Annotated in this window: 32 protein-coding genes; 21 read left to right on the top strand and 11 right to left on the bottom strand. The window is 43.5% G+C overall.

Going from position 1 to position 25,755, the window contains the following annotated elements; translation table 11 throughout:
• Positions 1–80: 80 nt before the first annotated feature.
• Both ANME2D_RS09685 and ANME2D_RS09680 read right to left on the bottom strand, forming a co-directional pair.
• Entirely contained in the window at positions 81–1,547 is a 1,467-nt protein-coding gene (locus ANME2D_RS09685; protein ID WP_048091057.1) for an ATPase domain-containing protein, read from the bottom strand.
• A 40-nt stretch (positions 1,548–1,587) separates the two neighbouring features.
• Positions 1,588–2,442: a DNA-3-methyladenine glycosylase family protein gene (locus ANME2D_RS09680; protein ID WP_048091055.1), complete on the bottom strand. Its 855-nt coding sequence runs from the start codon at positions 2,440–2,442 to the stop codon at positions 1,588–1,590.
• A 79-nt stretch (positions 2,443–2,521) separates the two neighbouring features.
• On the opposite strand from ANME2D_RS09680, the gene ANME2D_RS09675 reads away from it, so the two are divergent.
• The 10 genes from ANME2D_RS09675 to ANME2D_RS09635 all read left to right on the top strand — a co-directional run bounded on the left by ANME2D_RS09675 (position 2,522) and on the right by ANME2D_RS09635 (position 8,993).
• Entirely contained in the window at positions 2,522–3,958 is a 1,437-nt protein-coding gene (locus tag ANME2D_RS09675; protein WP_048091053.1) for a DNA primase small subunit domain-containing protein, read from the top strand.
• Positions 3,951–4,670: a DNA replication complex subunit Gins51 gene (locus ANME2D_RS09670; protein ID WP_048091051.1), complete on the top strand. Its 720-nt coding sequence runs from the start codon at positions 3,951–3,953 to the stop codon at positions 4,668–4,670. Before ANME2D_RS09675 ends, ANME2D_RS09670 begins: the two co-directional genes overlap by 8 nt.
• Positions 4,671–4,675: 5 nt before the next feature.
• Entirely contained in the window at positions 4,676–4,957 is a 282-nt protein-coding gene (locus ANME2D_RS09665) for a 50S ribosomal protein L44e (protein WP_048091049.1), read from the top strand.
• Complete coding sequence (locus ANME2D_RS09660; RefSeq protein ID WP_048091047.1) at positions 4,957–5,130, top strand: 30S ribosomal protein S27e; 174 nt, start codon at positions 4,957–4,959, stop codon at positions 5,128–5,130. Before ANME2D_RS09665 ends, ANME2D_RS09660 begins: the two co-directional genes overlap by 1 nt.
• The gene (locus ANME2D_RS09655; RefSeq protein WP_048091045.1) at positions 5,130–5,924 is read left to right on the top strand and encodes a translation initiation factor IF-2 subunit alpha; all 795 of its coding nucleotides are present in this window, start codon (positions 5,130–5,132) and stop codon (positions 5,922–5,924) included. Before ANME2D_RS09660 ends, ANME2D_RS09655 begins: the two co-directional genes overlap by 1 nt.
• A 32-nt stretch (positions 5,925–5,956) precedes the next feature.
• Complete coding sequence (locus ANME2D_RS17405; RefSeq protein WP_081810219.1) at positions 5,957–6,118, top strand: RNA-protein complex protein Nop10; 162 nt, start codon at positions 5,957–5,959, stop codon at positions 6,116–6,118.
• Positions 6,115–6,876, top strand: coding sequence for a proteasome assembly chaperone family protein (locus ANME2D_RS09650; protein WP_048091043.1), 762 nt, complete (start codon positions 6,115–6,117; stop codon positions 6,874–6,876). The genes ANME2D_RS17405 and ANME2D_RS09650 overlap by 4 nt, the downstream gene beginning before the upstream one ends.
• Before the next feature lie 97 nt (positions 6,877–6,973).
• Positions 6,974–7,564 (top strand): class I SAM-dependent methyltransferase, encoded by a 591-nt coding sequence (locus tag ANME2D_RS09645; RefSeq protein WP_052368779.1) that lies wholly within the window; start codon positions 6,974–6,976, stop codon positions 7,562–7,564.
• Positions 7,565–7,575: 11 nt separating this feature from the next.
• Positions 7,576–8,613: a peptidase U32 family protein gene (locus ANME2D_RS09640; RefSeq protein WP_048091039.1), complete on the top strand. Its 1,038-nt coding sequence runs from the start codon at positions 7,576–7,578 to the stop codon at positions 8,611–8,613.
• Positions 8,610–8,993, top strand: a complete 384-nt coding sequence (locus tag ANME2D_RS09635) for a DUF5402 family protein (protein WP_048091167.1) — start codon at positions 8,610–8,612, stop codon at positions 8,991–8,993. The genes ANME2D_RS09640 and ANME2D_RS09635 overlap by 4 nt, the downstream gene beginning before the upstream one ends.
• Positions 8,994–9,035: 42 nt before the next feature.
• On the opposite strand, the gene ANME2D_RS16920 is transcribed toward ANME2D_RS09635, so the two are convergent.
• Complete coding sequence (locus tag ANME2D_RS16920) at positions 9,036–9,779, bottom strand: helix-turn-helix transcriptional regulator (protein WP_052368778.1); 744 nt, start codon at positions 9,777–9,779, stop codon at positions 9,036–9,038.
• Between the two features lie 115 nt (positions 9,780–9,894).
• On the opposite strand from ANME2D_RS16920, the gene ANME2D_RS09625 reads away from it, so the two are divergent.
• The 7 genes from ANME2D_RS09625 to ANME2D_RS18555 all read left to right on the top strand — a co-directional run bounded on the left by ANME2D_RS09625 (position 9,895) and on the right by ANME2D_RS18555 (position 15,218).
• Positions 9,895–10,128, top strand: coding sequence for a hypothetical protein (locus tag ANME2D_RS09625; RefSeq protein WP_048091037.1), 234 nt, complete (start codon positions 9,895–9,897; stop codon positions 10,126–10,128).
• On the top strand, positions 10,125–10,580 hold the full coding sequence (locus ANME2D_RS16915; RefSeq protein ID WP_052368776.1) for a hypothetical protein: 456 nt from the start codon (positions 10,125–10,127) through the stop codon (positions 10,578–10,580). The genes ANME2D_RS09625 and ANME2D_RS16915 overlap by 4 nt, the downstream gene beginning before the upstream one ends.
• Positions 10,581–10,860: 280 nt before the next feature.
• Positions 10,861–11,421, top strand: a complete 561-nt coding sequence (locus ANME2D_RS09615) for a TMEM165/GDT1 family protein (RefSeq protein WP_048091035.1) — start codon at positions 10,861–10,863, stop codon at positions 11,419–11,421.
• A 58-nt stretch (positions 11,422–11,479) separates the two neighbouring features.
• Entirely contained in the window at positions 11,480–13,591 is a 2,112-nt protein-coding gene (locus ANME2D_RS09610) for a DHH family phosphoesterase (RefSeq protein ID WP_048091033.1), read from the top strand.
• The gene (locus ANME2D_RS09605) at positions 13,588–13,749 is read left to right on the top strand and encodes a 4Fe-4S binding protein (RefSeq protein ID WP_048091031.1); all 162 of its coding nucleotides are present in this window, start codon (positions 13,588–13,590) and stop codon (positions 13,747–13,749) included. The genes ANME2D_RS09610 and ANME2D_RS09605 overlap by 4 nt, the downstream gene beginning before the upstream one ends.
• Positions 13,746–14,978, top strand: coding sequence for a phytoene desaturase family protein (locus ANME2D_RS09600; protein ID WP_048091029.1), 1,233 nt, complete (start codon positions 13,746–13,748; stop codon positions 14,976–14,978). The genes ANME2D_RS09605 and ANME2D_RS09600 overlap by 4 nt, the downstream gene beginning before the upstream one ends.
• A gap of 93 nt (positions 14,979–15,071) precedes the next feature.
• Positions 15,072–15,218 carry a hypothetical protein gene (locus ANME2D_RS18555; RefSeq protein ID WP_157834052.1) on the top strand — a complete coding sequence of 49 codons (147 nt, stop codon included), beginning with the start codon at positions 15,072–15,074 and terminating at the stop codon, positions 15,216–15,218.
• 133 nt (positions 15,219–15,351) lie between these two features.
• Here ANME2D_RS18555 and ANME2D_RS09595 read toward each other — a convergent pair whose 3' ends face one another.
• From ANME2D_RS09595 to ANME2D_RS09585, 3 genes are all read right to left on the bottom strand, one after another.
• The gene (locus ANME2D_RS09595) at positions 15,352–16,032 is read right to left on the bottom strand and encodes a hypothetical protein (protein WP_048091027.1); all 681 of its coding nucleotides are present in this window, start codon (positions 16,030–16,032) and stop codon (positions 15,352–15,354) included.
• 385 nt (positions 16,033–16,417) lie between these two features.
• Entirely contained in the window at positions 16,418–16,897 is a 480-nt protein-coding gene (locus ANME2D_RS09590) for a hypothetical protein (protein ID WP_048091025.1), read from the bottom strand.
• A 7-nt stretch (positions 16,898–16,904) separates the two neighbouring features.
• Positions 16,905–17,195, bottom strand: coding sequence for an RNA-binding protein (locus tag ANME2D_RS09585; RefSeq protein ID WP_048091023.1), 291 nt, complete (start codon positions 17,193–17,195; stop codon positions 16,905–16,907).
• 614 nt (positions 17,196–17,809) lie between these two features.
• Between ANME2D_RS09585 and ANME2D_RS09575 the strand changes: the two genes are divergently transcribed.
• Entirely contained in the window at positions 17,810–18,076 is a 267-nt protein-coding gene (locus ANME2D_RS09575; RefSeq protein ID WP_048091019.1) for an integrase core domain-containing protein, read from the top strand.
• Between the two features lie 34 nt (positions 18,077–18,110).
• Here the strand turns inward: ANME2D_RS09575 and ANME2D_RS09570 are convergent, their stop codons facing one another.
• Together ANME2D_RS09570 and ANME2D_RS09565 are read right to left on the bottom strand one after the other, a co-directional pair.
• Entirely contained in the window at positions 18,111–20,795 is a 2,685-nt protein-coding gene (locus tag ANME2D_RS09570; RefSeq protein ID WP_052368774.1) for an S-layer protein domain-containing protein, read from the bottom strand.
• A 348-nt stretch (positions 20,796–21,143) separates the two neighbouring features.
• Complete coding sequence (locus tag ANME2D_RS09565; RefSeq protein ID WP_052368772.1) at positions 21,144–21,560, bottom strand: hypothetical protein; 417 nt, start codon at positions 21,558–21,560, stop codon at positions 21,144–21,146.
• Positions 21,561–21,764: 204 nt separating this feature from the next.
• On the opposite strand from ANME2D_RS09565, the gene ANME2D_RS09560 reads away from it, so the two are divergent.
• The 3 genes from ANME2D_RS09560 to ANME2D_RS09550 all read left to right on the top strand — a co-directional run bounded on the left by ANME2D_RS09560 (position 21,765) and on the right by ANME2D_RS09550 (position 23,570).
• Positions 21,765–21,992 carry a DDE-type integrase/transposase/recombinase gene (locus ANME2D_RS09560; protein ID WP_048091017.1) on the top strand — a complete coding sequence of 76 codons (228 nt, stop codon included), beginning with the start codon at positions 21,765–21,767 and terminating at the stop codon, positions 21,990–21,992.
• A gap of 132 nt (positions 21,993–22,124) precedes the next feature.
• The gene (locus ANME2D_RS09555; RefSeq protein ID WP_048091015.1) at positions 22,125–22,595 is read left to right on the top strand and encodes an Hsp20/alpha crystallin family protein; all 471 of its coding nucleotides are present in this window, start codon (positions 22,125–22,127) and stop codon (positions 22,593–22,595) included.
• 24 nt (positions 22,596–22,619) lie between these two features.
• The gene (locus ANME2D_RS09550; RefSeq protein ID WP_048091013.1) at positions 22,620–23,570 is read left to right on the top strand and encodes an Acg family FMN-binding oxidoreductase; all 951 of its coding nucleotides are present in this window, start codon (positions 22,620–22,622) and stop codon (positions 23,568–23,570) included.
• A 20-nt stretch (positions 23,571–23,590) separates the two neighbouring features.
• On the opposite strand, the gene ANME2D_RS09545 is transcribed toward ANME2D_RS09550, so the two are convergent.
• The 3 genes from ANME2D_RS09545 to ANME2D_RS09535 form a co-directional block, all read right to left on the bottom strand.
• Positions 23,591–24,079, bottom strand: coding sequence for a pyrimidine dimer DNA glycosylase/endonuclease V (locus ANME2D_RS09545; protein WP_048091011.1), 489 nt, complete (start codon positions 24,077–24,079; stop codon positions 23,591–23,593).
• Complete coding sequence (locus ANME2D_RS09540) at positions 24,076–24,564, bottom strand: TspO/MBR family protein (RefSeq protein WP_048091009.1); 489 nt, start codon at positions 24,562–24,564, stop codon at positions 24,076–24,078. The genes ANME2D_RS09545 and ANME2D_RS09540 overlap by 4 nt, the downstream gene beginning before the upstream one ends.
• A gap of 204 nt (positions 24,565–24,768) precedes the next feature.
• On the bottom strand, positions 24,769–25,470 hold the full coding sequence (locus ANME2D_RS09535; protein ID WP_048091007.1) for a methyltransferase family protein: 702 nt from the start codon (positions 25,468–25,470) through the stop codon (positions 24,769–24,771).
• Positions 25,471–25,755: the final 285 nt, after the last annotated feature.

Below are 25,755 nucleotides of genomic sequence, written 5' to 3'. Positions count from 1 at the left end.
CTGATAAAAAAGCGCTATACTATAAGGTAAAAGAAGTAATGGGATCATTGATATTGCCCACAGTAATATTAAAAGATAATTCATGGCTTTTTACCACCGAACATATCCCTGAATATATCTGACGGAGGTCTTCTTGCCGTACCGACCAGTACGTTCTCGTACCCTTTTAGAGCAACCTTTACTTCAATTCCTTTATCTGTTATCTCGAACTCCCTTATTTCCTTATCATGATCAGAGCCACGGGATTTTAAAACACTCAGGGCCTTTCTCATCTGCCCCTCCACTTCCACATGCCGAAGCAGTACGATGGCATCAACAGTACCGGATAGAGCTTCAAGGGTTAATCTGATAGTACCGAAAAGCTCCGGGATCTCACTGGTTATAAGCGTTGTAATACCCTGTGAAGAGAAATAATTTACAAGAGAATGAATGTAGTCCCTTCTTTTTACTGTATCTGGCAGGGATGTTTCCAGATTTTCAACACCATCTAAAAAGATTCTTTTAAGATTATAATTCTTTAAGGTATCTTTTATGAGCAAGGCATGCTCATTCGCGCTGAACAGTACAGGGGAGAAATACAGGAATTTGACCATGCCCTTTTTCTCAAGTTGTTCAAAGTCCCATCCAAAAGCCTTTGCATCTCTTATCAGTTTCTGAGGCCATTCTTCAAACGTAATGATTAAACCGGGTTCACCTTTACTTGCACCTTCGTATATAAAATTCAGACCAAAGATTGTCTTTCCTGTACCCGGACCGCCTGAGAACAGGATTACATTATCTCTTAACAGACCTCCTTTTAGCATCTTATCCAGACCTTCCACACCCACGCTTACTCTATCCAGTGATGCAGGTCTTTTGAACTCAGTCTCTGGAAGTAACCTCGGGAAAACCTCAACACCATCGCTGCTTAATCTATAGGAATGTCTCCCCGATATATACGTTCTTCCCCGCATCTTTATTACATTTAGATAGCGCTCACTTCTATCCCCTACTGCAACCTCGGAGATGTGCAGAATACTGTCTACCAGGTAGCTTAGCGGGTTCAGTCTCAGGCTTTCCATAGTAAACTCACCCGTGAGAAGAACGAGCAGGTTCCAGCTTTTCATTCTTGTGAGGAGGTCAAAGAGGAAAAGGCGCTGTTTAAATTCATTCTCTTTTGATTCTGCCAGCACAGTTACAGGATCGATAACAAGCCTGCCTGGTTTGTATATCCGTATTTTTTCTTCAATAAATTGTATAACTGCAGGTGCCCCTGATAGAATCAGTTCTTCCTCCATGTTAAATAGCCTTATCTTCTTCATTTCGAGTAAAGAATGATCAAAAAAGGAGTAGTTGGATACAAAGCTCTCCATCATGGCAACAGGTTCTGAGATAGCTGAGATAAAAAGACACGTCTCACCCTCCCTGGCCGCATTGAACAGGGACTGCATAGCCAGTGTAGTTTTTCCTGCCCCTGCAGTGCCGGCTACAAGAACAGTTGAAGGATAATTGAATCCTCCATTAAGAACTAAATCCAGACCTTTTATTCCAGTAGGTACCGTCTTCATTTATCCACCTCTATAAGACACGTTTAAAACGCATGACTATTTATAGTTGATTCATCTGAATATATTTTAACTTTAATCCCAGAGCTTCAATATATAAATATTCCTGGGCATACCCGCAGTATCTTCCAAAATATCTTCGAGCAAATTCAGCTGTCTCATATCTCTTCTTACTTTTCTTTGCACTCCCCCAGTTATCACCATAGAACCTGTCCATGATCTGCTCAATATGCGTATCAACAGGAAAGGATTCAAGTTTTTCAAACGCAAAAAGCAGCACGCAATCTGCAATCTTGTTACCCACGCCGGCTATTTTTACAAGCTCATTGCGCCCTTCCCTGTAGGGCAGGTATTTTATCCCGTACAGATCAAATTCGCTGTTTGCTATCATGGATGCAATATTCAGGATACGCGGAGCGCGAAATCCCAGTTTGCACGATCTCAGATCACCGAGATGGATATCAGCGAGAACCTCGGGTGCGGGAAAGGAGTAATAGCCCTTCTCAATCTCCCTGCCAAAGCGCTCGCATATGCATTTTATAGAGTAGGTTATGTTCCTGATTGTGTTGTTGCTTGAGCAGATAAATGATACAAGGCACTCCCATGGGTCCTGGCGGATCAGGCGCAGTCCCCTGTATTTCCGGATCAATGAATCCATTAAACTATCTTTGTTGATATCCGAGTATATCATCTCCATATCATCATCAAGTCTGAAATACTTCCAGATAAATTCCCTGTCAATGGATGAATCGATTAAGAGTTCAGTGTCTTCCTGCTTTGCCCGGATTACAGCTCCGTTTACAACGCCTGTCCACCAGTCGTTCTTTTCCCATCGAAAAACCTGGCCGCATGAGAGGGTATACCCGAGATTGAAATCATCTGTATGGATACTGTACATGTTATATATGATGTCAACTACCTGCAATGAAATTTGCGGGAACACTACAGTTTTTAATATTGAAAATCAATAGAACATCATGAACTTCCGGACAAAGCAGTTTCTCAGAAAAAGGTTCGGGGAGTACTACCAGACTTCAGGACTTATCCTGCCACCTGATTTTACCAGGCGTGAGTGGGGTTTTATCTTCTTTGATGAACTGCCGAACGTGGTAATGCGCCGCCACAAATCCTTCTCCGTAGAAGGTGAGGCGCTTGAGTACATAAGGATGATGGCGCCAGCGCATGTATATCATTCGGCTGCATACTATCAATTCCCGGGGGCAGGTACCATGAAGGAAAAACTGTGGCAGGGTGCTGATCTCATATTTGATCTCGATGCCGACCATCTACCGATGAAGGCAAGGTCTTACGCAGAGATGCTATCCAATGTTAAAAGTGAGGCTGTAAAGCTTCTTGATTTTCTTCTTGAAGATTTTGGATTCTCAGAGAATAATATCAGCATTGTATTCTCAGGCGGGCGCGGGTATCATATTCATGTGCGCGATCCCAGGGTAATGATGCTTGAGGGCGCGGAACGAAGGGAAATTGTGGATTATGTTGGCGGAACTGGATTAACGGTTGAATTTTTATTCAAAAAGTATGGAATTGGAGAATCCCATGAAATTGATCTCGGAAAGGGGACTGTATATTCCCAAAAAATAAAAGTGAATGAAGATATAAAAAGAATAACTTCTTTTGAGGATATTTCTGGCGGATATGGTTGGGGAAAACGTGTTAGCCAGTATATAGTACATTATTTAAAGGAATTATCCACTAAAGAGGAGTCAGATATTATTAATGAAACTATAGATTTACTCAAAACGTATAACATAAAAAAAACTGAAGATTACAGGATCGATGATGAAGTAGACACAAAAAAAATACTGCAGATAAAAATAGAACACACAGGATGGAGTCTGAAAAAGATAGCTGATAAGAGCCATGCTCCAGAATGGATTGTTCGTAAAATTTTAATTGAAAATGATCTGTGGGATTTCAAAAAAGAAGCTGCAAAAAAGGTAAGGATTATAATGGATATTGCAAAGAATCCAAGAAAATTAGAAATGATCGAGAATAAAGGAATTGTTGACTCCAGTGGAATCCCTGAACTTTTCTCTGCAGTTACACAAAAAGCAATGGATGAGAACAGTATTCACCTGGGTGGAGCAAAAACCGATGAACCTGTCACCGCAGATACAAAGCGCCTCATCCGTATGCCTTCCTCACTGCACGGCGGCTCCGGAATGCGGGTTGTTCCTCTCACGTCAACTGAGTTTAAGAAATTCGAGCCGCTGAATGACGCTGTGGTATTCAATGAAAGGGAGATAAAAATAGAAGTAATCCCGCCCCTTAAACCGCAGAACTCCCTTATTGAAATAAAAGGAAAACGTTTTAGAGTTGAAGAGGGTATCAATACATTACCCGAATATGCGGCAATATACCTCATGTGCCGCGGAGCAGCCGAATATGCCTGACCAGTCCCGTATAAACCTGGATAATATCCTTAAAATCGAGAGAGATGAGCGGAAAAAACTCGTCCCTCTGCAGCATGATTTCTATGATAGAGCTGCAATGCTTATACGTGAACTTGGAGAGGCAAAAAAGAACATGGAGGACATGGATAGTACAAAATACGAGATTATAGAAGCTGAATTTAAGAATGCAAAGAATGAAATAAAGAATATCATTGAGCAAAGGATAAAAAAAATTGTCAAAAAAGCCTCACTTCAGGCCTCATCGAAGCAGAGGGAGATACAGGACCTTGATTTGATGACACAGGAGGAGCGAGAATTCTATAACAAACTGCTTGAGCTGATGACAGAATACAGAAGCGAACTCCTCGATAAAATATTTATATTTAATAGAAAAGATAAACAATCTATTACTTATGCACAATCAGCAGTCCTGGAAAATTCCCTGATGGACCAGCATAATGCAGATCCAGAATCTGATCCACAGGAAGAGACACCATCTGCGAATAAGAAAAAAGAAATCTCTTTTGAATACAAAAAGGATATAAGTAAAGAATACATTGTAGTGCGTTTGCTAAAAGATATTCCCACATTTGTTGGAGCTGATGGACGCAATTACACTTTAGCAAAAGAGGATGTTGCTATCTTATCGGCGCTGAATGCTAAAGCATTAATCAATCGCAATGCGGCTATCCAAATCTCAGTTAAAAGGTGATCACTATGAAAATGCCCAAAAAATCCAATATGTACTGTCCCTATTGCAAAGCCCACTCTCTGCATGTAGTTGAGAGAGTTAAAAAGGGACAGGCCTCGACATTAACACGAATAACAAGACAGAAGTACAGACATACAGGTACAGGTAACTCAGGTAAGTTCTCAAAAGTACCGGGTGGAGACAAACCCACAAAGCGCGTAAACCTCAGGTACAGATGTACAAGCTGTAAAAAAGCACACATCAGGCCATGCTTCAGAGCAGGCAAATTTGAGCTTGTGGAGGCATAATGGAACCGAAAAGCAGGTTTTTAAAAGTCAAATGTACAGACTGTGAGAACGAGCAGGTAATCTTCGGATGTGCAAGCAGAACCGTAAGCTGCCTGGTATGCGGGAGAACTCTTGCTGAACCGACTGGCGGCAAGGCATTTGTTAAAACACAGATTATTGAGGTTCTTGAGTAATGGAAAGAAGTGGATGGCCTGAAGAAGGTGAACTTGTCGTATGTACTGTCAAGAAGGTCACTGATTTTGGAGCCTTTGTTGAACTGGATGAATACAGTCATAAAGAAGGCTTAATCCATATCTCAGAGGTAGCTTCAGGCTGGGTCAAGTATATAAGGGACCATGTAAGGGAAGGGCAGAAGATAGTATGTAAAGTACTCTACGTGGATACAGCCAAACATCATATCGACCTCTCGCTCAAGGATGTTAACGAGCACCAGCGGCGAGAAAAGATCCAGCAATGGAAGAATGAACAGAAAGCTGAGAAATGGATACAATACGTAGCCAAAGTCACAAAAACAGGTAATGAAGAGCTGAACATATTAGTCGATCTACTCTATGAAAGGCTCGGAAGCGTTTATTCAGCTTTTGAAAAAACAAGAATGAGCGGGATCTCAGCTCTCACAGAGATCGGAGTTAGTAAAGAAATTGCTGAGATGATTAAAAAGGTTGCAGAAGAGAACCTGAAGAAGCCGCAGGTGGAGATCGCAGGTTATGTTGATCTGACAAGCACTCTGCCTGATGGAATTGATCATATAAAAGATGCATTGAGAGCGGCAAGTGAGGCCAATGGTGAGGATATCAGTATCGATATATCGTACACTGGAGCACCGAGGTACAGAATACATGTCATTGCCCCGGATTATAAAAAAGCTGAAAGTATCCTAAAAAAATCAGCGCAATCCGCTATTAAAGTTATAGAAAAAAAGGGTGGAACAGGTGAATTCCACAGATATACTGAGCAAAATACCTGATCATGAAGTAAAGGCGGATATCTGCGGCTGTTATGGTATCAAAGATAAGAAAATGTCCCTCGTGTGGGAGGTATACTCTAAAAGAAATTTGTCCTGTTTGCAGGAGAGAGACAGAATATTCTCAACCCGCACGGTTCTCTCTTGAAGACAGATATGGAAAATACAGAAGGATAGCAAAGAAGAGGCAATTATGATAAAAACAACCATTCTACGAACTAAAAAACCAAGGCTTAAGGACCCCATACTAATTGAGGGGCTGCCAGGAGTAGGCCATGTCGGAAAACTGGTTGCCGAGCACATGGTCGAGGAACTCGGCGCAAAGAAGATAATAGAGATATACTCTCCGCATTTTCCCCCGCAGGTCATAGTAGAAAGCGACGGTACGATCAGGCTTGTCAGGAATGAGATCTACGCATATAAATCAAAAGGCAAACATGATCTTTTGATACTGGTAGGTGATCATCAGAGCACTACAAACGAGGGACACTATGAGTTATGCAGTATATTCCTTGATATTGCAGAGGAATTCAATGTTAAGAGAATGTATGCACTCGGTGGATACGGCGTAGGGCAGCTTGTTGAGATTGAAACTGTTCTGGGCGCAGCGAACAATATAGAGCTCGTAAAGGAGCTTCAGGAACATGGTGTGGAGTTCAGGGCAAATGAACCTGGCGGAGGTATCGTTGGTGCATCAGGTCTGCTTCTTGGTCTTGGTGGACTTCGCGGAATCGATGTTGCCTGTCTTATGGGGGTAACCTCAGGGTATCTTGTTGATCCAAAGAGTGCCCAGTCTGTACTGAAAGTGCTTTGTAAGATACTTGAGATCGATGTTGATATGCAGGCACTGGAAGAGAGGGCATCCGAGATGGAAAAGATCGTTGCAAAACTTAGGGAAATGGAAGAGGGAAAGACACCGGTCTCATCAGATGAGGACCTGAGGTACATAGGGTGATACAATCCCAACCGGCTCAGGGTGTATCCTCTGCAGCAGTGAATTCGTTTATCCTCTTTTAGTAAAACAAACCAGAACATCAGGAGATCGCACGTTCATGCGCTGTTCTGTGTGCGATCTTATCTTTGTCCCTGATAGATACCATCTTCTACCCGGAGATGAGATAGCCCGTTACAGGCTCCATGATAACACGCTTTTGAATGAAGGGTATGTCAGGATGTTCCTTGAGAAGATATCCCTGATCCGTCAGTATTGTCCAGGTGTTAATTCTGCTCTGGATTACGGCTGCGGTCCAGAGCCTGTTCTGGCTGAGTTAATGAAGAGAGATGGATTTTACTGCGATGTCTATGATCCGTATTTCTATCCGGTGGTTCCAGGGGGCTCTTATGATCTTGTGATCTCAACAGAGGTATTCGAGCATCTAAGGGATATCAGGGAGGAGTTATACAATATTCGCTCACTTCTAAATCCCGGGGGCTTTCTTGCTGTTATGACCTCATTCCACGATACTATCAGGGATTTTGGAGGCTGGTGGTATATAAGCGATCCAACACATATCTGCTTTTTTAGTATGCGCACCTTTGACTGGATATCAGAGCAATTCGGGTTCAGGATCATCCATACTGATAGAAAAAATTTTATAATCCTGCAAATGGAATTGCAAAACATTTATCAGGATTGCAAATAACAGGTAGAGCCATGAAGCTTTTTGTTCCCTCTCCCGGACATATCAGCAGCCTTAAGACATTACTGGAAGCCAGGGACAGGATATATTCCATATTCATGGCCGGCTCTCCTGATTATATCGGCACTGGCAGAAGCAATCTTGCATCCCCGCAGCTTGAGGATATCGCTGCGCAGACCGAATATGCCCATAGGCACGGGGTCAGGGTGGAGATGGTGTTGAACTCAAGCTGTATGGGGGGACGCCAGCTTACACCTGAGGGTTTTCGGATCAACCACTGGTATATCGAGAGACTGGTCGATATAGGGGTTGATTCGATCGTCGTTGCTGACCCGTATCTTGTGGAGACTATTGCAAGGGATTTTGATATCGATGTTGTGGTCTCGGTCCTTGCCTTTGTTGATTCGCCACAGAAGGCAGAGTTCTATGAGAATCTGGGCGCAAGTTCTATTGTTATCGATTCAAATGTAAACCGGCATTTTGATGTGCTTCATGCTATCCGGGATTCAGTGGACTGCGAATTAAAACTCCTGGTAAACGAGGGGTGTCTGTACCGCTGTCCTTTCAGGTATGCCCATTTTAACTTTTTCTCGCACGCTTTCGGGCCTGAGCCCAGACCAAACGTGCTGGATGACTACTATTACTACAAATGCCTGGAACTCAGGATTGTCAATCCTGAACTCATTATCAAATCGCCATGGATAAGACCTGAGGATATCAGGCAGTACAGGGATATCACTGATGTTTATAAGATAGGAGGCAGGACCCATTTTGTGGACTGGATACTGAACTGCACAAACGCATACCATAATGAGAGCTATGAGGGAAACCTCATGGACCTGCTTGACTGCCCCAAGGATCTGAAAGACCTGTTCTATATACCAAATAAGAGCCTGGACGGTGTAATAGAGCAGTGGAAGAGCTGCAAAAAGGTATGCAAGAGGTGCGGCTACTGCAAGGTTCTTACAAAAAAGATCACGCAGGTTTATATAAAAGGAGGAACTGAATCTGAAACCCTTGCTCCATGGGAAACTCTATCGGTGAGAACATGATTACAGAAGAACTTTTAAAAAATCGATCCGGATTTGAGGAAAAAATAAGAAAACTGGTAGGCAGGCCTGTACTTTTAATTGAGCTTGATATGTTCGCACTGCCGTGCGGGTGCGCGGGAATAACCGCGAACACAAGAGGACTTGAGGTTGATGACCTTGATGTGTTTGAGCCGCAACTGCTCCCATATCTTAAGGAAATGGCATCTAACCTCGGGGTCAAACCTTCTGTGGTGTTTGCACGGCTTGTGCCAGGGAGTTCTATTGTGGCATCGCTTAACTGGCGCGTGCTCTGTAGTCGATGCTATCCAGAGTTTGCAAGGGGAGAGGGGAAAACGCCAAGACCTGATCTGTACCTGCTGCAGTTTGAGAAGAGGAAATGATTTTAGTCATTTTTGTTTTACAAGTACTGATAATAAAAGAAATCAAGTACAACAAGGATAACATTTTGCTTCCCAATAATATTGGAAGAGCTTTTTACACCACTCTCTGAATCGGTCGTCATAACCGAAGATGGCAGTATTTTGATCGATCTTTCCATCCGGTCCGGGTAATTCGAACATAGAAAAGTTATCGCTTACGATTACTGATATTTTGATCTCGTCCAATACTTTGATCTGTATCTTTTTCCTGTTTTTTTCACTAAGCATCGAAGGGGATGGTAGGTCTTTTAGAAGTATTACTCTGATTTCCTTTCCCTCCTCCAATTTCTTTTCGATATTGGGTAGATGATGTCTTGGAAAATCATCGGACATGTACCACATGTAGCTCTTTATACCATCGCCCAATTTTTCATAGGTATTTAAAATATTATAGACGCCTGTTATTATCTCTCCTGAAGAAAGGGCGTCTATTTGTCTCAGAAGATCGAGCGGGATTTGTGCAGTGTCATGTTTCAGAAAGTATCCAGATTTCTCAGATATGAAGTTCAGGTCTGATATGCTGGATAAAACCAGTTTTCCGAATAGTGTATTATAATATTTACCGTCCCCCTTTTTCTCAATTAACTGGGCTTCTGTTAATCTTGATAATTGTCTTGATGCTTCTGTTGAGTTCATGTCAACTTCTTTGATCAGATTGGTGAATGTCATCGGTTGTTCATCCAGGGTTTGAAGTATACCAAGCCTGTTTTCTGAAGACAGTTCCGTAAATAGCTCGTAGACTTTCATCGTGTTTCCTTGTTACATTTGTGTAACCTTTGTTATAAGCTTGTTGTCTAACTCCACATTCATGCCAGATTTTATTTAAGCATTTCCAAATCCATTTTTCTCCTTGTGATAAGAAATGGTCGTACACGAATTTGCATTCTATGTGACCCTGAAGCCAAACATGATAAAAGACCTCAAGATCAGATGCGACTACAGGCAGGAATTTGAGTTCGGAGGCACCCTGGAGGTCGATGAGATCAAGATGGTTGAAGGCGAAATCCTCAGGGTTGCGGGCAAATTCGGTGTAATAGACCTGGGCATACCAATGTCTGAGTTGAAGACCATCATAAAAAGAGGTGAAAATAAATGAACAAAGTTGAGACCACATACGGACGACAAAAGGTGAAATATATGAACACGAAAACAATTGTGGCAGTAGCGATAATCCTTGCAGTACTGGGAGCAGGCTATGCCCTTGCAAGACCGGGGAGCGGTGATTCCTGGGGCAGCATGATGGGCGGCAACTCGTACAGTAATGGGATGATGGGAAGCTACGGCAGCGGAATAGCAGGCGGCTTGAGCGGTATGATGGGCCAATATACAGGTATGATGAACAACTTCGGAAATGGCATCTGGAACGGCATGATGGGCGGTCACAGGGACATGATGGGCTACGGTAACGGAGCAACAGCAGGCTACGGCGGAATGATGGGCGGCAATGGGACCGAAAGTGGAATGATGGGTTATGGCAACGGAAATGATCATTGCGGCGCAGGCGGCGGTTATGCCGGCAGCGGCTATGGGGTAAATGCCACCCCATAACCATTGAGAAAGCCAAGGAAGCTGTAGAGAAGTATCTAACTTCAACAGGAAACACTGACTTGAGGCTTATAGAAATAATAGAGTTCGATAATCACTTTCTACGGAATGCTCAGCGTAAATAGCTACACAGGTGCTGTGTGGTTCCATAACTGGCAATGAAGCAAGCCTTTGCCCATGAAGCCCAAGATACACCATGACAGAGGGAGAGGGTGCCGATAATAAATAATTTAGAAAAAATAGAGAAACACATAAGTTACTTTAACATACTAACACGAATCTTATGGATATTACCCCACTTCTAACAACATTTGGACTTATTGCTGTTGCTGAGTTCGGCGATAAGACACAGTTAATCGTAGTTGCGTTATCTGCCCGTTATGATAGGCTCAGGGTTTTTGCAGGCGTTATACTTGCCTTTGCACTTATAACCGGTCTTGGTATATTAGTGGGGAAAACATTACTTCAACTGATCGATCCTGCCCTGATCAGAATAATTGCGGGCCTATTTTTCCTGGTCTTCGGCATCTGGACTCTGCTGCCAGAGAAAGAGAACGATGCTGATGATAACGTTCCATTGGGCAATCCATTAGTTTCCACATTCAGCATGATAGCTCTTGCAGAAATGGGAGATAAAACCCAGCTCTCGGTTATTGCGCTATCTGCAAGATATGATTCACCATACCTGGTATTTATCGGGGCGGTTCTTGCGCTTGGATTAATAAGCTTAATCGGCATACTTATCGGTAAAAAACTAACCGGGATAGTACCACTGCCAAAAATAAAGCTGGGCGCAGGAATAATGTTCATACTATTCGGGATACTGTTCCTGGCCGGGTTTTGAATAGTTGATTTGCGTTTCGTAAGTTTTTTCATCCTGAACCGCATCTATCATCTAATTTATGACCATAGAATGTAAAGACTGCAAAGGCACGGGTTCCATCATAATCAGCGAGAAGGAGTGTCCTGACTGTAAAGGTGGAGGTATGCAGAAATCAATAAGCCTTGATAAACTATCTGAAAAAGACCTTAGTAAACTCATGTCAGGGGGCATGAAATGTACTAAATGCAATGGCGAGGGCAAAATATCAGTGACAGAACCCTGCAAAGCCTGTGCAGGAGCGGGTAAGTTCTTCACATGCACGGTCTGCGGCAGGACCGTAGCCGGAGAAGAGCTCTGCGAGAGCTGTGCCAGAAAATCCCTTATCCATGTTCTCAGTCCAGAATGCGACACCCGTGAGCTTGAGATAGGAAAGATCTATGAAGGCAGGGTGCAGGGACATGCAAACTTTGGCGTGTTCGTGAATCTGAACCCGCAGCTCAGGGGCCTTATACACTCAAGCAACATCAATTTCACCCCGGAAGTCGGAGATAAGATTCTCATCGAAGTAAGGAACATAGCCTCAAACGGCAACATCGAGTTAATCCCTAAAAATCTCAAGGAATACCAGGTAATTGAGGTTGAAAAACAGCTTCCCCGCAGAAAAACGACCGAACTCACAAAGTACCTGGGCAAGCCCGTCCATATCTCAGGTGAGGTAATCCAGATAAAACAGACCGGCGGTCCCACCATATTCACAATATCTGATGAGGACAGCACGGTGCAGTGCGCTGCCTTTGAGAAAGCCGGAGAGCGCGCTTATCCTGATATAAAGTCAGAATCAATAGTTAAGGTGATCGGTGAGCCCTCAATGAGGAACGGCGCAATGCAGGTTGAGATACGTTCCATGAAACAGCTCTGGGGAGGGGATGCCACAGGTATTAAAGAGAGGATAGATTCTGCTATAGACAGGCGTGCAGAACCGCATGATACCCAGTTCCTTGTAAAGAGTGAGGTTATGGAGAAACTCAAACCAGGGATGCGAAACGCAGCCAGACTTATAAGAAAGGCTGTTTTAAAGTCCCGCCCGATTATCATAAGGCACCATGCAGATGCTGACGGCATTACATCAGCCATTGCTATAGAGCGGGCGCTCCTGCCGCTTATCCGTGATGTTGGAGGTTCGGATGCCAGCTATCACTTCTACAGGCGCTCACCTTCCAAAGCCCCGTTCTATGAACTGGAGGATGTAACAAAAGACCTGACCTTTGCGCTTGAAGACCATGAGCGCTTTGGCCAGAAGATGCCGCTTGTAGTATTGATGGATAACGGTGCGACGGAAGAGGATATGCCTTCGATGAAGCAGGCCATCATTTATGGTATGGATATCATGGTGATCGACCACCATCACCCGGACGGTACAATAGATTCACTGGTGCTTGAACATGTAAACCCGGCATATGCAGGCGGAGACTACGGCATAACTACAGGCATGCTCGGCACTGAGATTGCACGCATGATCAACCCTGATGTCACAGAAGAGATAAAGCACCTGCCTGCCGTCTCTGCTGTCGGGGACAGATCAGAGGCGCCTGAAGCAGAATCCTATAAATCCCTGGTAGCAGAGAAGTATAAGCCTGAGGATTTAAAATGCATGGCGCTTGCCCTTGATTATGAGGCTTTCTGGCAGAGGTTCAACGACGGGCGCGGGATAATGAATGATATTCTTAACCTTGGCTCAAGTATCAGGCATCAGCAGATCGTCAGATTGCTATACGAGCAGGCTAATCTTGCAATTGCAGAACAATTAGAGGCATCAATGCCGAATGTAAAGACGCAGAAATTGCCAAACGGGGCTGTGCTGAATGTGATCGATGTTGAGAATTTTGCACACAAGTTCACATTCCCCCCTCCTGGAAAGACAAGTGGGGAGATCCATGACAGAATGTGCTTAAAATACAGCGGGCAGCCTGTTGTCACAATCGGATACGGTCCTGATTTTGCTGTGCTGCGCTCAAGGGGTGTTAAAATGAACATACCCCAGATAGTGAGAGAGCTTCGCAGTGAGATTAAAGGTGCAGGCGTAAACGGTGGCGGTCATCTTGTGGTTGGAAGCATCAAGTTTGTTGAGGGCATGAGAAAAGAAGTACTGGCAAGACTGGCAGAGAAGATAGGGATGGCGGGAACAGGATGAGGATCAGTCAGGAGTGCGTGGGCTGCGGTCAGTGTGCTGCTTACTGCCCATATGGTGCTATAGCTGTCTTCGGGCGCGCTGTGATGAATGGTAAGTGCGTTGAATGCTGTACCTGCGTGGATTACTGTCCTGTATGCGCGATCTCTGGTGATGCATGAGAGCGATAATTCTGGGAGCTGGTCTTGGTGGGCTGCTTTGTGGGGCAAAGCTCTCAAAGGCAGGATATGATGTGGAGATCTTTGAGCGGCTTCCCATAATCGGCGGGCGGTTTGCCAATCTTGAGTACAGGGGTTTTAAGCTGAGTACAGGCGCGCTTCACATGATACCCCACGGCTCACGTGGCCCTCTTGCCCGGATGCTGCGTGAGGTTGGCGCATCTGTAACCATAATCGATTCAAACCCCATGGCCGTGATCAGGATGGATACAGGGCAGGATATTGAGTTCCGTGATTTCAAAAAACAGCTTCCGCTCACAAAGAGCGTGAAACTCGGGACTATACTTGCAATGTCAGCAAAATTCAAGCCAAAAAGCGATATCTCATTCAAAGAATGGACATTAAAATATTTTGATGATATTTTTCTACTCAAACTTGCCGATTCTTTCTGCGGCTGGAGTTTAAGCATGCAGGCAAAAGATGTCCCTGCCCGTGAGGTACTTGATATCATAGATAATATGCATCGATACAGCGGATCTGGAGTCCCGCTTGGTGGATGCAGTGGGGTGACAGGTGCACTTCTGGATGTCATACGTTCAAACGGTGGAAGGGTACATACCAGATCCTGTGTCGATAGAATAATCACAGATAAGGACCTGGCAGTCGGGATCAGCGTGAATGGGAGAGTAATCGATGCCGATATTGTAATCAGTAATATCGGACACCCTGAGACGAGCAGGATGTACGAGTGCAAAGATAAACAATATTTAGAGAGAATAAAAAAGATAAAACCTTCAAAGGGAATCAAGATATGCCTTTCCTCTGATGAGCCTCTTATAGGCCACTGCGGTGTTCTCTTCACTCCTTTTACAGAGAGGATTAACGGGCTTAATGAGGTTACAAACGCCGACCCATCCCTTGCCCCGCAGGGAAAACACCTCACAATGTCGCATCAGGCTGTGATCTCGGATGACTTAAACCTTGAGATAAATCTTGGACTTCGTGATCTTAAAAGACTGTTCCCTGATAAAAAGTACGAGGTGCTGCTGGTACAGTCCTATTCAAATGGCTGGCCTGTGAACAGGGCTTCATCTGGAAGCGATATAGGGAATAAGACGCCGATTGGCAACCTGTATGTTGTGGGGGATGGGGCGAAAGGAAGAGGCGGGATTGAGGTTGAGGGCGTGGCGCTGGGAGTGATGAATGTGATGAATGAGATGGGGATACGATAACAATACTTTAATCTGGCCTCCCTTCTTCTGGAGTTACGAAAGTCAACGTGAATGTGTCCCTCAGATATTCACCGCCACTTGATGGATGGTACAATGCCAGACCTACTCTGTTTGGATTACAGTTTGATGGGCCTGCACCTGTCCATGTGCAGGGAGAGCCCTGGCACTACGCCTTACATGCTTATATCGATCAATCCTGATGTGCTATTCGAAATGTTGAACCCTGGAATCAAATGCTAGGGTTTTATTTACCACGATAGTCACGGACACCGCGATAAATCACGATGCATCCCAATAGATGCTTGATGGTTATAGGATTTGGGGGTAATTTGAGTTTTTTCTTTCTTTTGCGGCGCCAATCTTGTTTATTTTTTCACTTAATTTCGCTCGTTATCAATAATATTGAAAAGTGATGGGAAGAGTAATCTTTTTGTTTAATCTTTGGAAGAATACTAATAAGAGTATCCATAGACGAAATGTTTATCACATTTAAAAATTTTTCTAATGTCATACGCTTACCATTCTTCGGTGGCTTAAAAATATCCATAACATCTTGATATTTGTATGGTCCACTAAAATCAGCCAAGTTAACTATATTAAATTTATTAATCAATTTTTCTATTTTAGGTTTGTGGGTTTTAAAAAAATACTGCCATACCCAAAAACCTTTAAGTGAAGTGCATTTGTAAACATTTAAAGAAAGTGTTTTAAGTTTATAATAATCATCTTTCCTATCAGTGTCAGTCTTTCCTAATCGATTTTCCATATTTTCATCCTTGTGCGTAAATCCAGTGCTTTTGATTTCAACAAATATTCTGTCATTGTGAAGACTAATAATTTCTAAATCACCTATGCCTATTTTTTTATTATTTGGTAAATATTTTGGATGAACGACTGCCCAATGATTATTTTTCCTAAATTCAACATCAATTTCGTGTTCCAATTGCGCTTCAGGTAACTCTCTCATATTCTTATTGCAGTGAATCGATTGATTTTTCAATTCATTTGCTGCATTTTTTACAATATTATGAAAATCTTCATGCATAATAGACATATTTTTGTCTCCTTAGGCTGCAATATATAGATTAATAAATATAAAAGTTTCTGTTTACACCTGACTTTTATCTAAAAAGAAATTGTTTTGAATTTCTATCGCCCATACGAGCATGAAAGACACCTATCGTTGCAGTCACTATACCCCGTACTTGAATGGTACAGGGCTTGTTAGCGTTTTTTGCCTATTAAGCTTTTTCGCCGCTAGTACAGTTCCGGGTGGAAATGTATTTTTCAACCACTTCCCAGCCCTGCCCAACCGAGCCATGATAGCAACCATGAGCCCAGAGATGATCTTCACATCTTTAAAAGTCGGTGCAGGGCTTCATCGTGGGACAGCTGTAAAAGATGATAGTTTATTCCTGAAGGACGGCTTAGTATGTTATTTAACAGAGTAAATCCTCTTCAAGCATATTTTTTGCTACAAGATATATAAGGTTCTCTTCCCACCCACGTTTCATAAACATTGCATCAACAGCATTTAGAAAATCCTTTTTTGTTATGATATTTCTCTTAAGCAAAATTCCGAATAACACCACACTGAAGCTTATCTTTTCATTTTCTCTGTGCTTTTTTACAAATCGTATGTCATCTGAAATCAATAAGTCTGCTTCTGTCATTTTCAGCAGTTCCAATGCTTCATCTTCCCCGGTGATGAAATTTTTGCCTGCTGATTTTATCTCTATTACTCCAAGCACTTCTTCTGCTGCCTTTCCGAGGTCATCATCCGTTGATGAGATCTCTTTCAATTCCTCTGTTATTTTTTCTCCAATAATTATTTTGAAATGCTTATGACAGATTCCAAATAATCCACTTAATGCCAGTGATATCACTGCACCAGTATCAGCAACTACGGTTAACATCATGAGCTATTTAATTTGCAAGTTTTTTTGCTTTTAGAAAATCTTTTCTTGTCTTTTCTATTATGAAGTCTATATCTTCGGCAGTTTTCCCAAATAGCTCTGTTAGCTCTTCTTTAGTCAGATTACCTTTCATGTATTCCAGCACGATCTGAGACTTTAAATCCTCTATTAGATGTTTAACTTCATATGACAGCCTTGTCCTTAACCATTCGGATGGTGAAACATGCAGTACCTTTGCCACTAATTCAACTTCTCTCTTGAGCTTTGGCTCAACCCTCAAAGCAATAGTTTCTTCTTTCATGGTTATGTATAACGTCTGTTATACATGTATATTAATATTAGGTTTGAATTTGCAGTATCACTCCATCGTGGGGCGACTATAAAGGTGCGCTGCAAGCTCGTCGTTGCTCAAGTCAGTGCCCTTAGCAACATACCTTAAAACCATTAAAGTGTAAAGTAAACCTCTAAACGTTACACTTATTAACTTCTTTCTGATTTAGAATCTCAGGGGCGAAATTTATGTCAAGAACTACCCCTGAGTTGCGAAAATCTTTCGCAGCATTACATAGGAAAGGGTACAATAAAAGCTTTATTGCAGAGGCTATTCGATACAACACGTCAGACTGTGCACCGATGGTGCAAGAGATCATTTCACCGGGGAAGAGAAAGTTTCCGGGACAAGCCAGGAGAACCAAAAGAAGGAAAAATAACACAGACTGTAGAACTAACAATCCTGCATCTGCGTGTTATTTTTGATTGGGGAACTGAAAGAATACGCAAAGGATTGTCATCTCTGCCGTCGTTTATGCAAAAAGTTCTACCAGATTGCGCTCAGGGTATAAATCTGTCCAGGACTTCAATAAACAATGTCCTCAGAAAGCACAAAATGAATGGATACAAAAAGCAGAGCAAGGGATGGAAGTTCTTTCGTGCAAAGAATCATGGAACAAATTTCTGAAAATACAGGGCATAGAGCCGTTATTTGCACATCCTTATTACCCGCAGGATAAAGGCAAGGTAGAGAGGACGATAAGGAACGTTGCAGAGGAATTTGTGAATCTGATCAGGAAATTCCCGCAATGGCTGAATGGACAGATAAAGGAGTATCAGATATGGTATAACGAGGAAAGGCTGCATAGAGGAATAGGGATACAGCCGGCAAAGCTATATGGAGAGGTGTAACGTTGGAAAGTTGACTTAACAGCATTATTATTTCCTATATTTTTGTCTTTTTTGCCATCAAAAAGTAGATAATAACCGCTCCTGCAGCGATTACTATTATTACTATTCCAACGACCAGGAAGATGTTAAACGGCGCCTCTTTGACCTCCAATGTACCTCTCTGTCCAAGGATCTCAACAGTGTAATTGCCTGCCGGCAAAGTAACCTTATGGGTGAAATCAATCTCTTTTACCTCATTTGGAGCAAGAGCAACAGATCTGTTGTCCACCTCGGTGTTGTTGATTATAAGTACCACGGGAAGAGTATCAGCTTTTGTGCCTGCGTTCGTAATATTTGACCTGATTACTGTCGTCTCGTCCGTGAAAACAATCGCAGGGGTAATATTGATATCCAGCGCTATGAATTCAGAGAATGGCATCCTGACCTCGATATCCCTGGAAACGGTGATAAAACCGTTCTTTGATGCAGATATGGTACGTAGTCCGCTTGTTTCCGGCGTGAAGTTTAGGGTTCCGTCGCTACCTGTTAATCCGATAGTTACATTATCATAGGTTACATTAGCCCCGCTAACAGCGGTACCATTGAATGTAACCAGTATGGTTATCATCTCAAACTGGTTTGCTCTTGAAGGTGCATCTATGCTCAGTCTGTTCTCAATAAATTCCTGCACTTCTATGCTCCTTGTTGCCTTCTGGTAGCCAAGTTTGGTCGCGGTCATGTTATACGTACCGTTTAATGTTCTTGGCAGCGTATAGTTAAGGTCCCCATTCTTATCCGTCCTGTCGTCTATTTGCCCGATCCCGGGCTCGATGTCTATGGATACGCCTTCAACAGCGCTGCCGCCTGCTGTCACCCTTATCCTGATCACATCTCCGGCAAAGGCTCGCGCAGGGGCATCTATTATGAGCTGATTTGCCACCATCTCCGGAGTTACCATAACAAAAGGATAGAACCGCACTTCGCTGGAATCTGCTACCCTGAACTTGATATTGCCCATCAGGTCTACTGTGCTTCCAGAAGAAAGACCAACAGAATTCCGGTTATCCATTCTAATCCCATCCGCTCCAGTGCTCCTGACCTCCATCTGCCCGTACCTGTCTCCTGTCCTCACAGGGGTGATAGCTTCAGATATCTGGAACATTCCTCTGAGAAATGCAGCCGATACCTCTCTCCCTACGAAAACGCTATCAAATCTCACGATTATAACGGGAAGGTCTGTTATAGCGCCTACCCTCTTTGTATATACGTAGGTCTGACCTGCTGAAAGCGGAGTTGTATCCACTACCTCCCCATCCTTTAACAGGGAGAGGAGCATCGTCCTTGCGGGCGCATCTACGTCCTCTGCCTTCAGGATATACCCTTCTCCCAGAGTAAGAGTACCCCCCATAGCTACGACGCGCTGTACGTCGTCATCGATAAGCACTTTATGAAGCTGCCCCTGGGCTATCGTGCTCTTTTCTCCTGCAGGCGCAGTCGGGTTTGGAGGCCTGGTGTTCGCTGAATAGCCTGCAAAATACTTGTCTGCCATGAAGCCGATCACCTGGTATGAGCCAAAGGGCGAATAATCAAAACTGACGTCCTGCGGGGACGTGGAATAAATCAGCCCTCCCTCAGGGATCGAGGTCCCGCTGATCTCTGTTATCGCAAGGTTCTCTGTACCTATGTCCTCGTCCATATCGTAGTAAAAACCTACGCTTGTGCCTCCGATATTCAGACCGAAGTTCAGGGGCATCCATGCATCAGTTACAGGATGGATCGTCCCTCTTACCTCATAGGTACCGGTTCTTTCTGCAGATAGACCAAAGCGCAGAACGCTGCTGTTGTCTGCGACTATGATTTTAAGATTACCCATCAGGTCTACAGTATCCCTCGGGGACAGGGCGACGGAATTTCTGTTCTCCATTATGATCTGATCTCTATCGACTCCTGTTATTTCCATGACGCCAAACCTGTCGCCGCCCCTCACCTCGGCATAAGACTCTGAGATCTGGAATACTCCTCTTATAAAAGCGGCATTTACCTCTCTTCCCCTGAAAACCGATTCAAAGCGCACAGCTATGATAGGCAGGTCGCTCACACCTCCCACCCTTTTTGAATACACATAGGTCTCACCCCCGGCAACAACGTCACTGTCAACCTCTGCCCCGTCTTTTAATAGCACGATCCATATTTGCCCGGGGCCAGCGCCGATGTCAATTTCCCTCATCCTCAGCACATAGCCTTCTCTTAAGGTCAATGTCCCGCCAACAGTGACGGTGCGTCTATCTTCATCATCAAGAAGCACCCTTTGCAACTGACCGCTTCCAATGGTGCTTATCTCTCTTCTCTCTGAAATAACACTGTTCGTTGAATAGCCTGCGAAATACTTGTCTGCCATGAAGCCGATTACCTGGTATGAGCCAAATCCTGAATATTCGAAGCTGACCTCTATTGGAGAAGTCTTATAATCTATATCACCTTCAGCTATGTTCCTCTTGATATTATTGATCGTAAGTTCCTCGGTGCTGAGGTTATCGTCGAGGTTGTAATAGAACCCGGAAAAGCTGTACGAGTTCCAGGTGTAGGAGGTCTCGTTCATTCCTTTGCTTATATCCCAGATGCGGTTACCGGACTGATCAGATTCTGCACCTGCGCCGATTGCCAGTAATAAGACTGCAATTATTGTTACCCCAACCGCGATTCTGGAAATACGTTTTCTATAAGCTTTATTCTGGAACATTGTTGCACCAACTGATAATTCAGGAAACCGTCCCACTTTTTTTTAGAGACCCCTTGGTTGAGACCCCTTGGTTATATGTAATTTCTAAAACTATAAAAAGCTTTTCATCTCTCAAGTTTTGCATTAGGAGTAAATCCAATCCAATTAAAAAACTGGCATTTTTAATTTGATAGATTGCTTACATCTATTTAAATAAATATCTAATTTTATGTTAAGAATTTTGATAGTAAGAAGTATCAGACTATCCAATAGGCTTATTAAGGATTTAAAAACTCAATTTTAAGTGAAATAGTTGATAGCCACAGCTACTTGTAAACCAAACTTTATTGTTCTACAGCAGGTTAAATGTTAGATGTAATTTCCGAAAGCGTTAGCAGGTTTAACCCTGTTCTGTAGATTTGTCAACAGCAACAATTGATAAACGACAAAGTTAAATTTGGAGTACAGCTCCCTGCTCTCTTCTCTTATACGTCTTACATCGAACTGCACCGTATTTTTGATATGTCCATGGATTCGCTCACACTCTTTTCTGAGTTTTAATGAATCAGGAAAGTTTTCATTCTTCAAATTATGATTTCTCAAGTACATTCCTACCTGCTCTTGCCTGCCATTTTCATAAAGAAATCTTAGCTTTTCATCTATTCTCATATGTCTTGAACCGCCAAGTTCCCACATTTTGTTCACCCAGTGATCTATTCTCTTAAGTTCACCTTCTTCATTGATCACAGCATTCACTGGCAATGATATTAACGGTTTGGCTTTCAACTTGTACCAGATATCAGCATGATTTTGAAAGGCGTGTTATTTTTGATTGGGGAACTGAAAGAATACGCAAAGGGTTGTCATCTCTGCCGCCGTTTATGCAAAAAGTTCTACCGATTGCATTCAGGGTGTAGATCTGTCCAGGACTTCAATAAACAATATCCTCAGAAAGCACAAAATGAATGGATACAAAAAGCAGAGCAAGGGATGGAAGTTCTTTCGTGCAAAGAATCATGGAAAAAATTTCTGAAAATACAGGGCATAGAGCCGTTATTTGCACATCCCTATTACCCGCAGGATAAAGGCAGGGTAGAGAGGACGATAAGGAACGTTGCAGAGGAATTTGTGAACCTGCAGAGCTACGCTCCACTTCGTGAACAAGAAATTCCCGCAATGGCTGAATGGGCAGATAAAGGAGTATCAGATATGGTATAACGAGGAAAGGCTGCATAGAGGAATAGGGATACAGCCGGCAAAGCTCTATGGGAGGTGTAACGTTGGAAAGTTGACTTAACATTAGTTTTAAGTATGATCATAGAAAAACAATGTTCTAGGAGGTAATTAGTAATGGTAGATGCATGGGAGGAAGAATTTAGAAGATTCCACGATATGATGAACCGGATGTTTGAGGAATTGTGGATAAGACCCACAAGACGGCTTTTAGCCCCTGGCAGGGCCATGCTGCCTGGAGAGAGGGCAGGCCTTCCTGCCGAGTACAGGGAGCCCTCTGTTGATGTCGTTGAGACAGATAAGGAGGTTATCGCTACTGCCGATATGCCAGGTATTGAAAAACAGGATATTAAAATAAACCTGACAGAGAACAGGCTTGAGATATCAGCAGAAACAAAGCGTGAAGAGAAAAGGGAAGAGAGGGGGTATATATACAGGGAAAGAAGCCGGGGGGCTTATTATCGCGCAATCTCACTGCCGACATCAATTGACACTGAGAATTCAAAGGCAACCTACAGGAATGGAATCCTTGAGATAAGAATGCCAAAGATGGAAGTTAAAGAGAGAAAGACATTGACAGTTGAGTGAGCATAGCTACGCCCTGGCAGGTCAATGAGCAGGATTTCAATAGAGAAGCTGAGATTCCTGCTAAGGTATGCAATCCTTGCGCCTTCCAGCTTTAATACACAGCCCTGGAAATTCTCAATCGGTGAGGATGAAATCCAGGTATTCACGGATAAGACCCGCTGGTTAAAGGTATCAGACCCTGATCAGCGGGAGTTATATATTAGCATAGGCTGTGCGCTTGAGAACCTGCTGGTAGCCGCAGAGCATTTTGGGTACGGGCATCAGGTAGTTTATCTGCCAGATCCCGATAAAGAGGAACTGGCTGCCACAATCAAATTCATACCTCAGGGTCAGCCATCACCATTCAGAGGTACTGCTTTATTCAACGCGATTCCAGTCAGGCGCACCAACCACAAAATATACGAGGAGCGCACTGTTCCTCCGGATGACCTAAAACGTCTGCAGGATTGCTGCGTTGAAGAGGATATCCTGCTATACATGACGGGCGATCTGGATATCAGGCGGAAGGTTGATAGACTGGTCATGTGTGGCGATGCAATCCTGCTCTCTAATCCTGCCTACCGTGAGGAACTTGGCTACTGGATAGGACAGGGTACTTTCGGTACACCATGGCTTATGGCCAAATTAACAAAATTTGCCATCACACACATAGATATGGGTAAAAGACAGGCTAAAGAGGACTCAAAAGCCCTCATGAGCGCACCGGTTCTGGCTGTTCTTGGCTCAAAAGTGGATGATAAGGAGTCTCAGATCAAGATCGGACAGGTTTTTGAGAGGATCTGCCTGATGGCCACCGATCTTGGGATCAGTACGCAACCAATGAGCCAGATCGTTGAGATCCCGGAATTTAAGGCTGTGCTGATGATGCTAATCCAGGATTCGGATTCATTTGCACAACACATTTTCCGTCTGGGATATGCCGAACAGGAGAAGGGGCATACACCCAGGCGACCATTAGAAGAGGTTCTTGTATAACCTTCTTATATTACTGACGTTCACACACAATATTCAGCCAAATTAAAGTCTTCATTTTTGTTAGCTAATGATCGATAATTCCCGGTTGCTTCCCATTCCTCTACTCCGCCCTCTATAACTTCAAAAATCGGATGGCATTCAATCTCTTTAATGGAGAGCAGCTCTCTGTATCTAACAATATTGCGACTCTTTAACTTATCACATAGCCGATCAAATTCATACTTCAACTGGCCTCTGGTTACTGGTATCTTCTCCACAGGTGCTACAGTTCCTATTTTTCCTTTATCAAAATTGTATCCCCGCCTTTTTGATTCTTCCCATACTGCGATCAGATAGTTCGCAATAGCTCCCACAGGGTTGGGATGACCCCAGAATCTTTTCAACTGGGGATGTCTTTTGTACCCTTTTGTTTCTTCTCTTAAAACTTTCTGAGCAAGTAAAGACTCTCTCCACAGTGCCACCAATCCCGCCCGATCAAGGTACTTAGGATGTATGCTCCACAACCTCAAGCATTAAGTCTCCAGATGAAGAAATTAAGGACTGCTGCGAAGCTTACCCACAGGATATAAGGTACGAGCAGCAGCCCCGCTACCTTTGATATCTTGCTGAATTTAAGTATCGTGGCAAGTATAGCAATCCAGAGAACGGAAATACCAATAAGCCCGGCAAGAGGGGATCTAAGCCCAAAGAACATTGCAGACCACAGGACGTTGAGAACCAATTGTATGGCGAAGATGCCAAGGGCATTTTTGACCTGCTTATTATTCAGACCTTTGCGCCACACGAGAAATGCTGATATTCCCATCAGTACAAACAGAGCTGTCCAGACCGGGGCAAACAACCAGTCGGGCGGTGTGAAGGGTGGCTTTTCTAAAGTTGTATACCAGGCTGGAATAGAGGGTGCCGTGAAAACCGAGCCAATAAGACCTGCAAACAGGCAGATGGTCACGCTCACTACTAATCTGGTAACCTCAGTTACTTTGCTACTTTCCATCTCATACCTCCCCTAATATCTACTAACTGTTTGCATAAACTCAGTGGGTATTAGCTCATTGCCGTTCTATGCATTGTTTATGCAAATATTGGCTGTGCTCATTTATATACTTTAATTATTCTCTTACTAACATTATCTCAGTAGCTAACATTTTCACACAGGCTAAGAAAAAGCCCGGTCATGCGATTTTTACCTCTGGGAGGTTTACCAAACAAACGGAATGAGCCTGTATCTTACCTTCTTCCTATAATCGTCATAACCTTCCAATTCCTCGACCAGCATCTTTTCTTCTCCGATGATTCTTCCGACTAAAAGCAGAGATAGAGCTATGCCGATCAGAATACCATATTTGGAACCAAGCAACAGGGGTGCTCCGATGAACAGCAGCATACCGCCAAGATACATCGGATGCCTCACGAATCCATAAACTCCAGTTGACACAACATGCTGCTTGCGTTCCGTTTGAATTCGGACGAGATGCGATGCATACGGGTTATCGGCAAGCGACCGGAACGTGAAGAAGAATGAAACCAATAACGCAATTCCACCGAGGACTTTCAGCCAAATCGGGAAGTCCCCTGTCCATTCGTACCGCCTCGCGTCCAAAGGCATGACGATGAACCACGCTAAGAATGAGAATATGAGTACATAGATTAAATACTTGTCCCAGCCCTTCTGTTCGCCGGTTCCGGGCCGCTTGAGGCGCTCTTTCAATAATTCCGGATCATGGCGGTACAGATAGACGGTTGTGAACGAGACCGTCACAACAAACCAGATGCTGAAAACCCAGCCTTCCACCCATGCCCAGTCACCGGAAAGCAGCAGGAGCAGTGCCGGATACAGCAGAGTATTGAAAATTAGGTAGATGACCTGACCGGTCGTCAGCACTCTGTTTTTAGCTACCATATCCCCTGCCCTTCTCTATCATCGTTCATCGTTTAACTTTCTCCAAAGGCTATGCTGAGTTCTTTTCCTCTTCCACCTTATTCATTTTTGAATTTACTACATATATAGCTTGATAGGCTCATCTAACCTATTTTCCGCACTTTTCCACTTTGCAGCATGCTATTTTATGATTTTATTTATCGTCCAGTCTCATAGAATTCCGTTGTATGTATAACCTTGCATGCTCTTAGCGCATATTATATTCCTATGCTGCATCAACACAATATATCCTCTCATATACTGTCC

It is taken from the genome of Candidatus Methanoperedens nitratireducens (assembly GCF_000685155.1).
Taxonomy (GTDB): Archaea; Halobacteriota; Methanosarcinia; order Methanosarcinales; family Methanoperedenaceae; genus Methanoperedens; species Methanoperedens nitratireducens.
This window is presented reverse-complemented; position numbering and strand designations above follow the sequence as displayed.

What these genes read in the sequence shown, in the direction of transcription:
- ANME2D_RS09685 (WP_048091057.1), bottom strand. Translation starts at nt 1,547, where the DNA reads ATGAAGACGGTACCTACTGGAATAAAAGGTCTGGATTTAGTTCTTAAT.
- ANME2D_RS09680 (WP_048091055.1), bottom strand. Translation starts at nt 2,442, where the DNA reads ATGTACAGTATCCATACAGATGATTTCAATCTCGGGTATACCCTCTCA.
- ANME2D_RS09675 (WP_048091053.1), top strand. Translation starts at nt 2,522, where the DNA reads ATGAACTTCCGGACAAAGCAGTTTCTCAGAAAAAGGTTCGGGGAGTAC.
- ANME2D_RS09670 (WP_048091051.1), top strand. Translation starts at nt 3,951, where the DNA reads ATGCCTGACCAGTCCCGTATAAACCTGGATAATATCCTTAAAATCGAG.
- ANME2D_RS09665 (WP_048091049.1), top strand. Translation starts at nt 4,676, where the DNA reads ATGAAAATGCCCAAAAAATCCAATATGTACTGTCCCTATTGCAAAGCC.
- ANME2D_RS09660 (WP_048091047.1), top strand. Translation starts at nt 4,957, where the DNA reads ATGGAACCGAAAAGCAGGTTTTTAAAAGTCAAATGTACAGACTGTGAG.
- ANME2D_RS09655 (WP_048091045.1), top strand. Translation starts at nt 5,130, where the DNA reads ATGGAAAGAAGTGGATGGCCTGAAGAAGGTGAACTTGTCGTATGTACT.
- ANME2D_RS17405 (WP_081810219.1), top strand. Translation starts at nt 5,957, where the DNA reads ATGGTATCAAAGATAAGAAAATGTCCCTCGTGTGGGAGGTATACTCTA.
- ANME2D_RS09650 (WP_048091043.1), top strand. Translation starts at nt 6,115, where the DNA reads ATGATAAAAACAACCATTCTACGAACTAAAAAACCAAGGCTTAAGGAC.
- ANME2D_RS09645 (WP_052368779.1), top strand. Translation starts at nt 6,974, where the DNA reads ATGCGCTGTTCTGTGTGCGATCTTATCTTTGTCCCTGATAGATACCAT.
- ANME2D_RS09640 (WP_048091039.1), top strand. Translation starts at nt 7,576, where the DNA reads ATGAAGCTTTTTGTTCCCTCTCCCGGACATATCAGCAGCCTTAAGACA.
- ANME2D_RS09635 (WP_048091167.1), top strand. Translation starts at nt 8,610, where the DNA reads ATGATTACAGAAGAACTTTTAAAAAATCGATCCGGATTTGAGGAAAAA.
- ANME2D_RS16920 (WP_052368778.1), bottom strand. Translation starts at nt 9,779, where the DNA reads ATGAAAGTCTACGAGCTATTTACGGAACTGTCTTCAGAAAACAGGCTT.
- ANME2D_RS09625 (WP_048091037.1), top strand. Translation starts at nt 9,895, where the DNA reads ATGGTCGTACACGAATTTGCATTCTATGTGACCCTGAAGCCAAACATG.
- ANME2D_RS16915 (WP_052368776.1), top strand. Translation starts at nt 10,125, where the DNA reads ATGAACAAAGTTGAGACCACATACGGACGACAAAAGGTGAAATATATG.
- ANME2D_RS09615 (WP_048091035.1), top strand. Translation starts at nt 10,861, where the DNA reads ATGGATATTACCCCACTTCTAACAACATTTGGACTTATTGCTGTTGCT.
- ANME2D_RS09610 (WP_048091033.1), top strand. Translation starts at nt 11,480, where the DNA reads ATGACCATAGAATGTAAAGACTGCAAAGGCACGGGTTCCATCATAATC.
- ANME2D_RS09605 (WP_048091031.1), top strand. Translation starts at nt 13,588, where the DNA reads ATGAGGATCAGTCAGGAGTGCGTGGGCTGCGGTCAGTGTGCTGCTTAC.
- ANME2D_RS09600 (WP_048091029.1), top strand. Translation starts at nt 13,746, where the DNA reads ATGAGAGCGATAATTCTGGGAGCTGGTCTTGGTGGGCTGCTTTGTGGG.
- ANME2D_RS18555 (WP_157834052.1), top strand. Translation starts at nt 15,072, where the DNA reads ATGCCAGACCTACTCTGTTTGGATTACAGTTTGATGGGCCTGCACCTG.
- ANME2D_RS09595 (WP_048091027.1), bottom strand. Translation starts at nt 16,032, where the DNA reads ATGTCTATTATGCATGAAGATTTTCATAATATTGTAAAAAATGCAGCA.
- ANME2D_RS09590 (WP_048091025.1), bottom strand. Translation starts at nt 16,897, where the DNA reads ATGATGTTAACCGTAGTTGCTGATACTGGTGCAGTGATATCACTGGCA.
- ANME2D_RS09585 (WP_048091023.1), bottom strand. Translation starts at nt 17,195, where the DNA reads ATGAAAGAAGAAACTATTGCTTTGAGGGTTGAGCCAAAGCTCAAGAGA.
- ANME2D_RS09575 (WP_048091019.1), top strand. Translation starts at nt 17,810, where the DNA reads ATGGAAGTTCTTTCGTGCAAAGAATCATGGAACAAATTTCTGAAAATA.
- ANME2D_RS09570 (WP_052368774.1), bottom strand. Translation starts at nt 20,795, where the DNA reads ATGTTCCAGAATAAAGCTTATAGAAAACGTATTTCCAGAATCGCGGTT.
- ANME2D_RS09560 (WP_048091017.1), top strand. Translation starts at nt 21,765, where the DNA reads ATGGAAGTTCTTTCGTGCAAAGAATCATGGAAAAAATTTCTGAAAATA.
- ANME2D_RS09555 (WP_048091015.1), top strand. Translation starts at nt 22,125, where the DNA reads ATGGTAGATGCATGGGAGGAAGAATTTAGAAGATTCCACGATATGATG.
- ANME2D_RS09550 (WP_048091013.1), top strand. Translation starts at nt 22,620, where the DNA reads ATGAGCAGGATTTCAATAGAGAAGCTGAGATTCCTGCTAAGGTATGCA.
- ANME2D_RS09540 (WP_048091009.1), bottom strand. Translation starts at nt 24,564, where the DNA reads ATGGAAAGTAGCAAAGTAACTGAGGTTACCAGATTAGTAGTGAGCGTG.
- ANME2D_RS09535 (WP_048091007.1), bottom strand. Translation starts at nt 25,470, where the DNA reads ATGGTAGCTAAAAACAGAGTGCTGACGACCGGTCAGGTCATCTACCTA.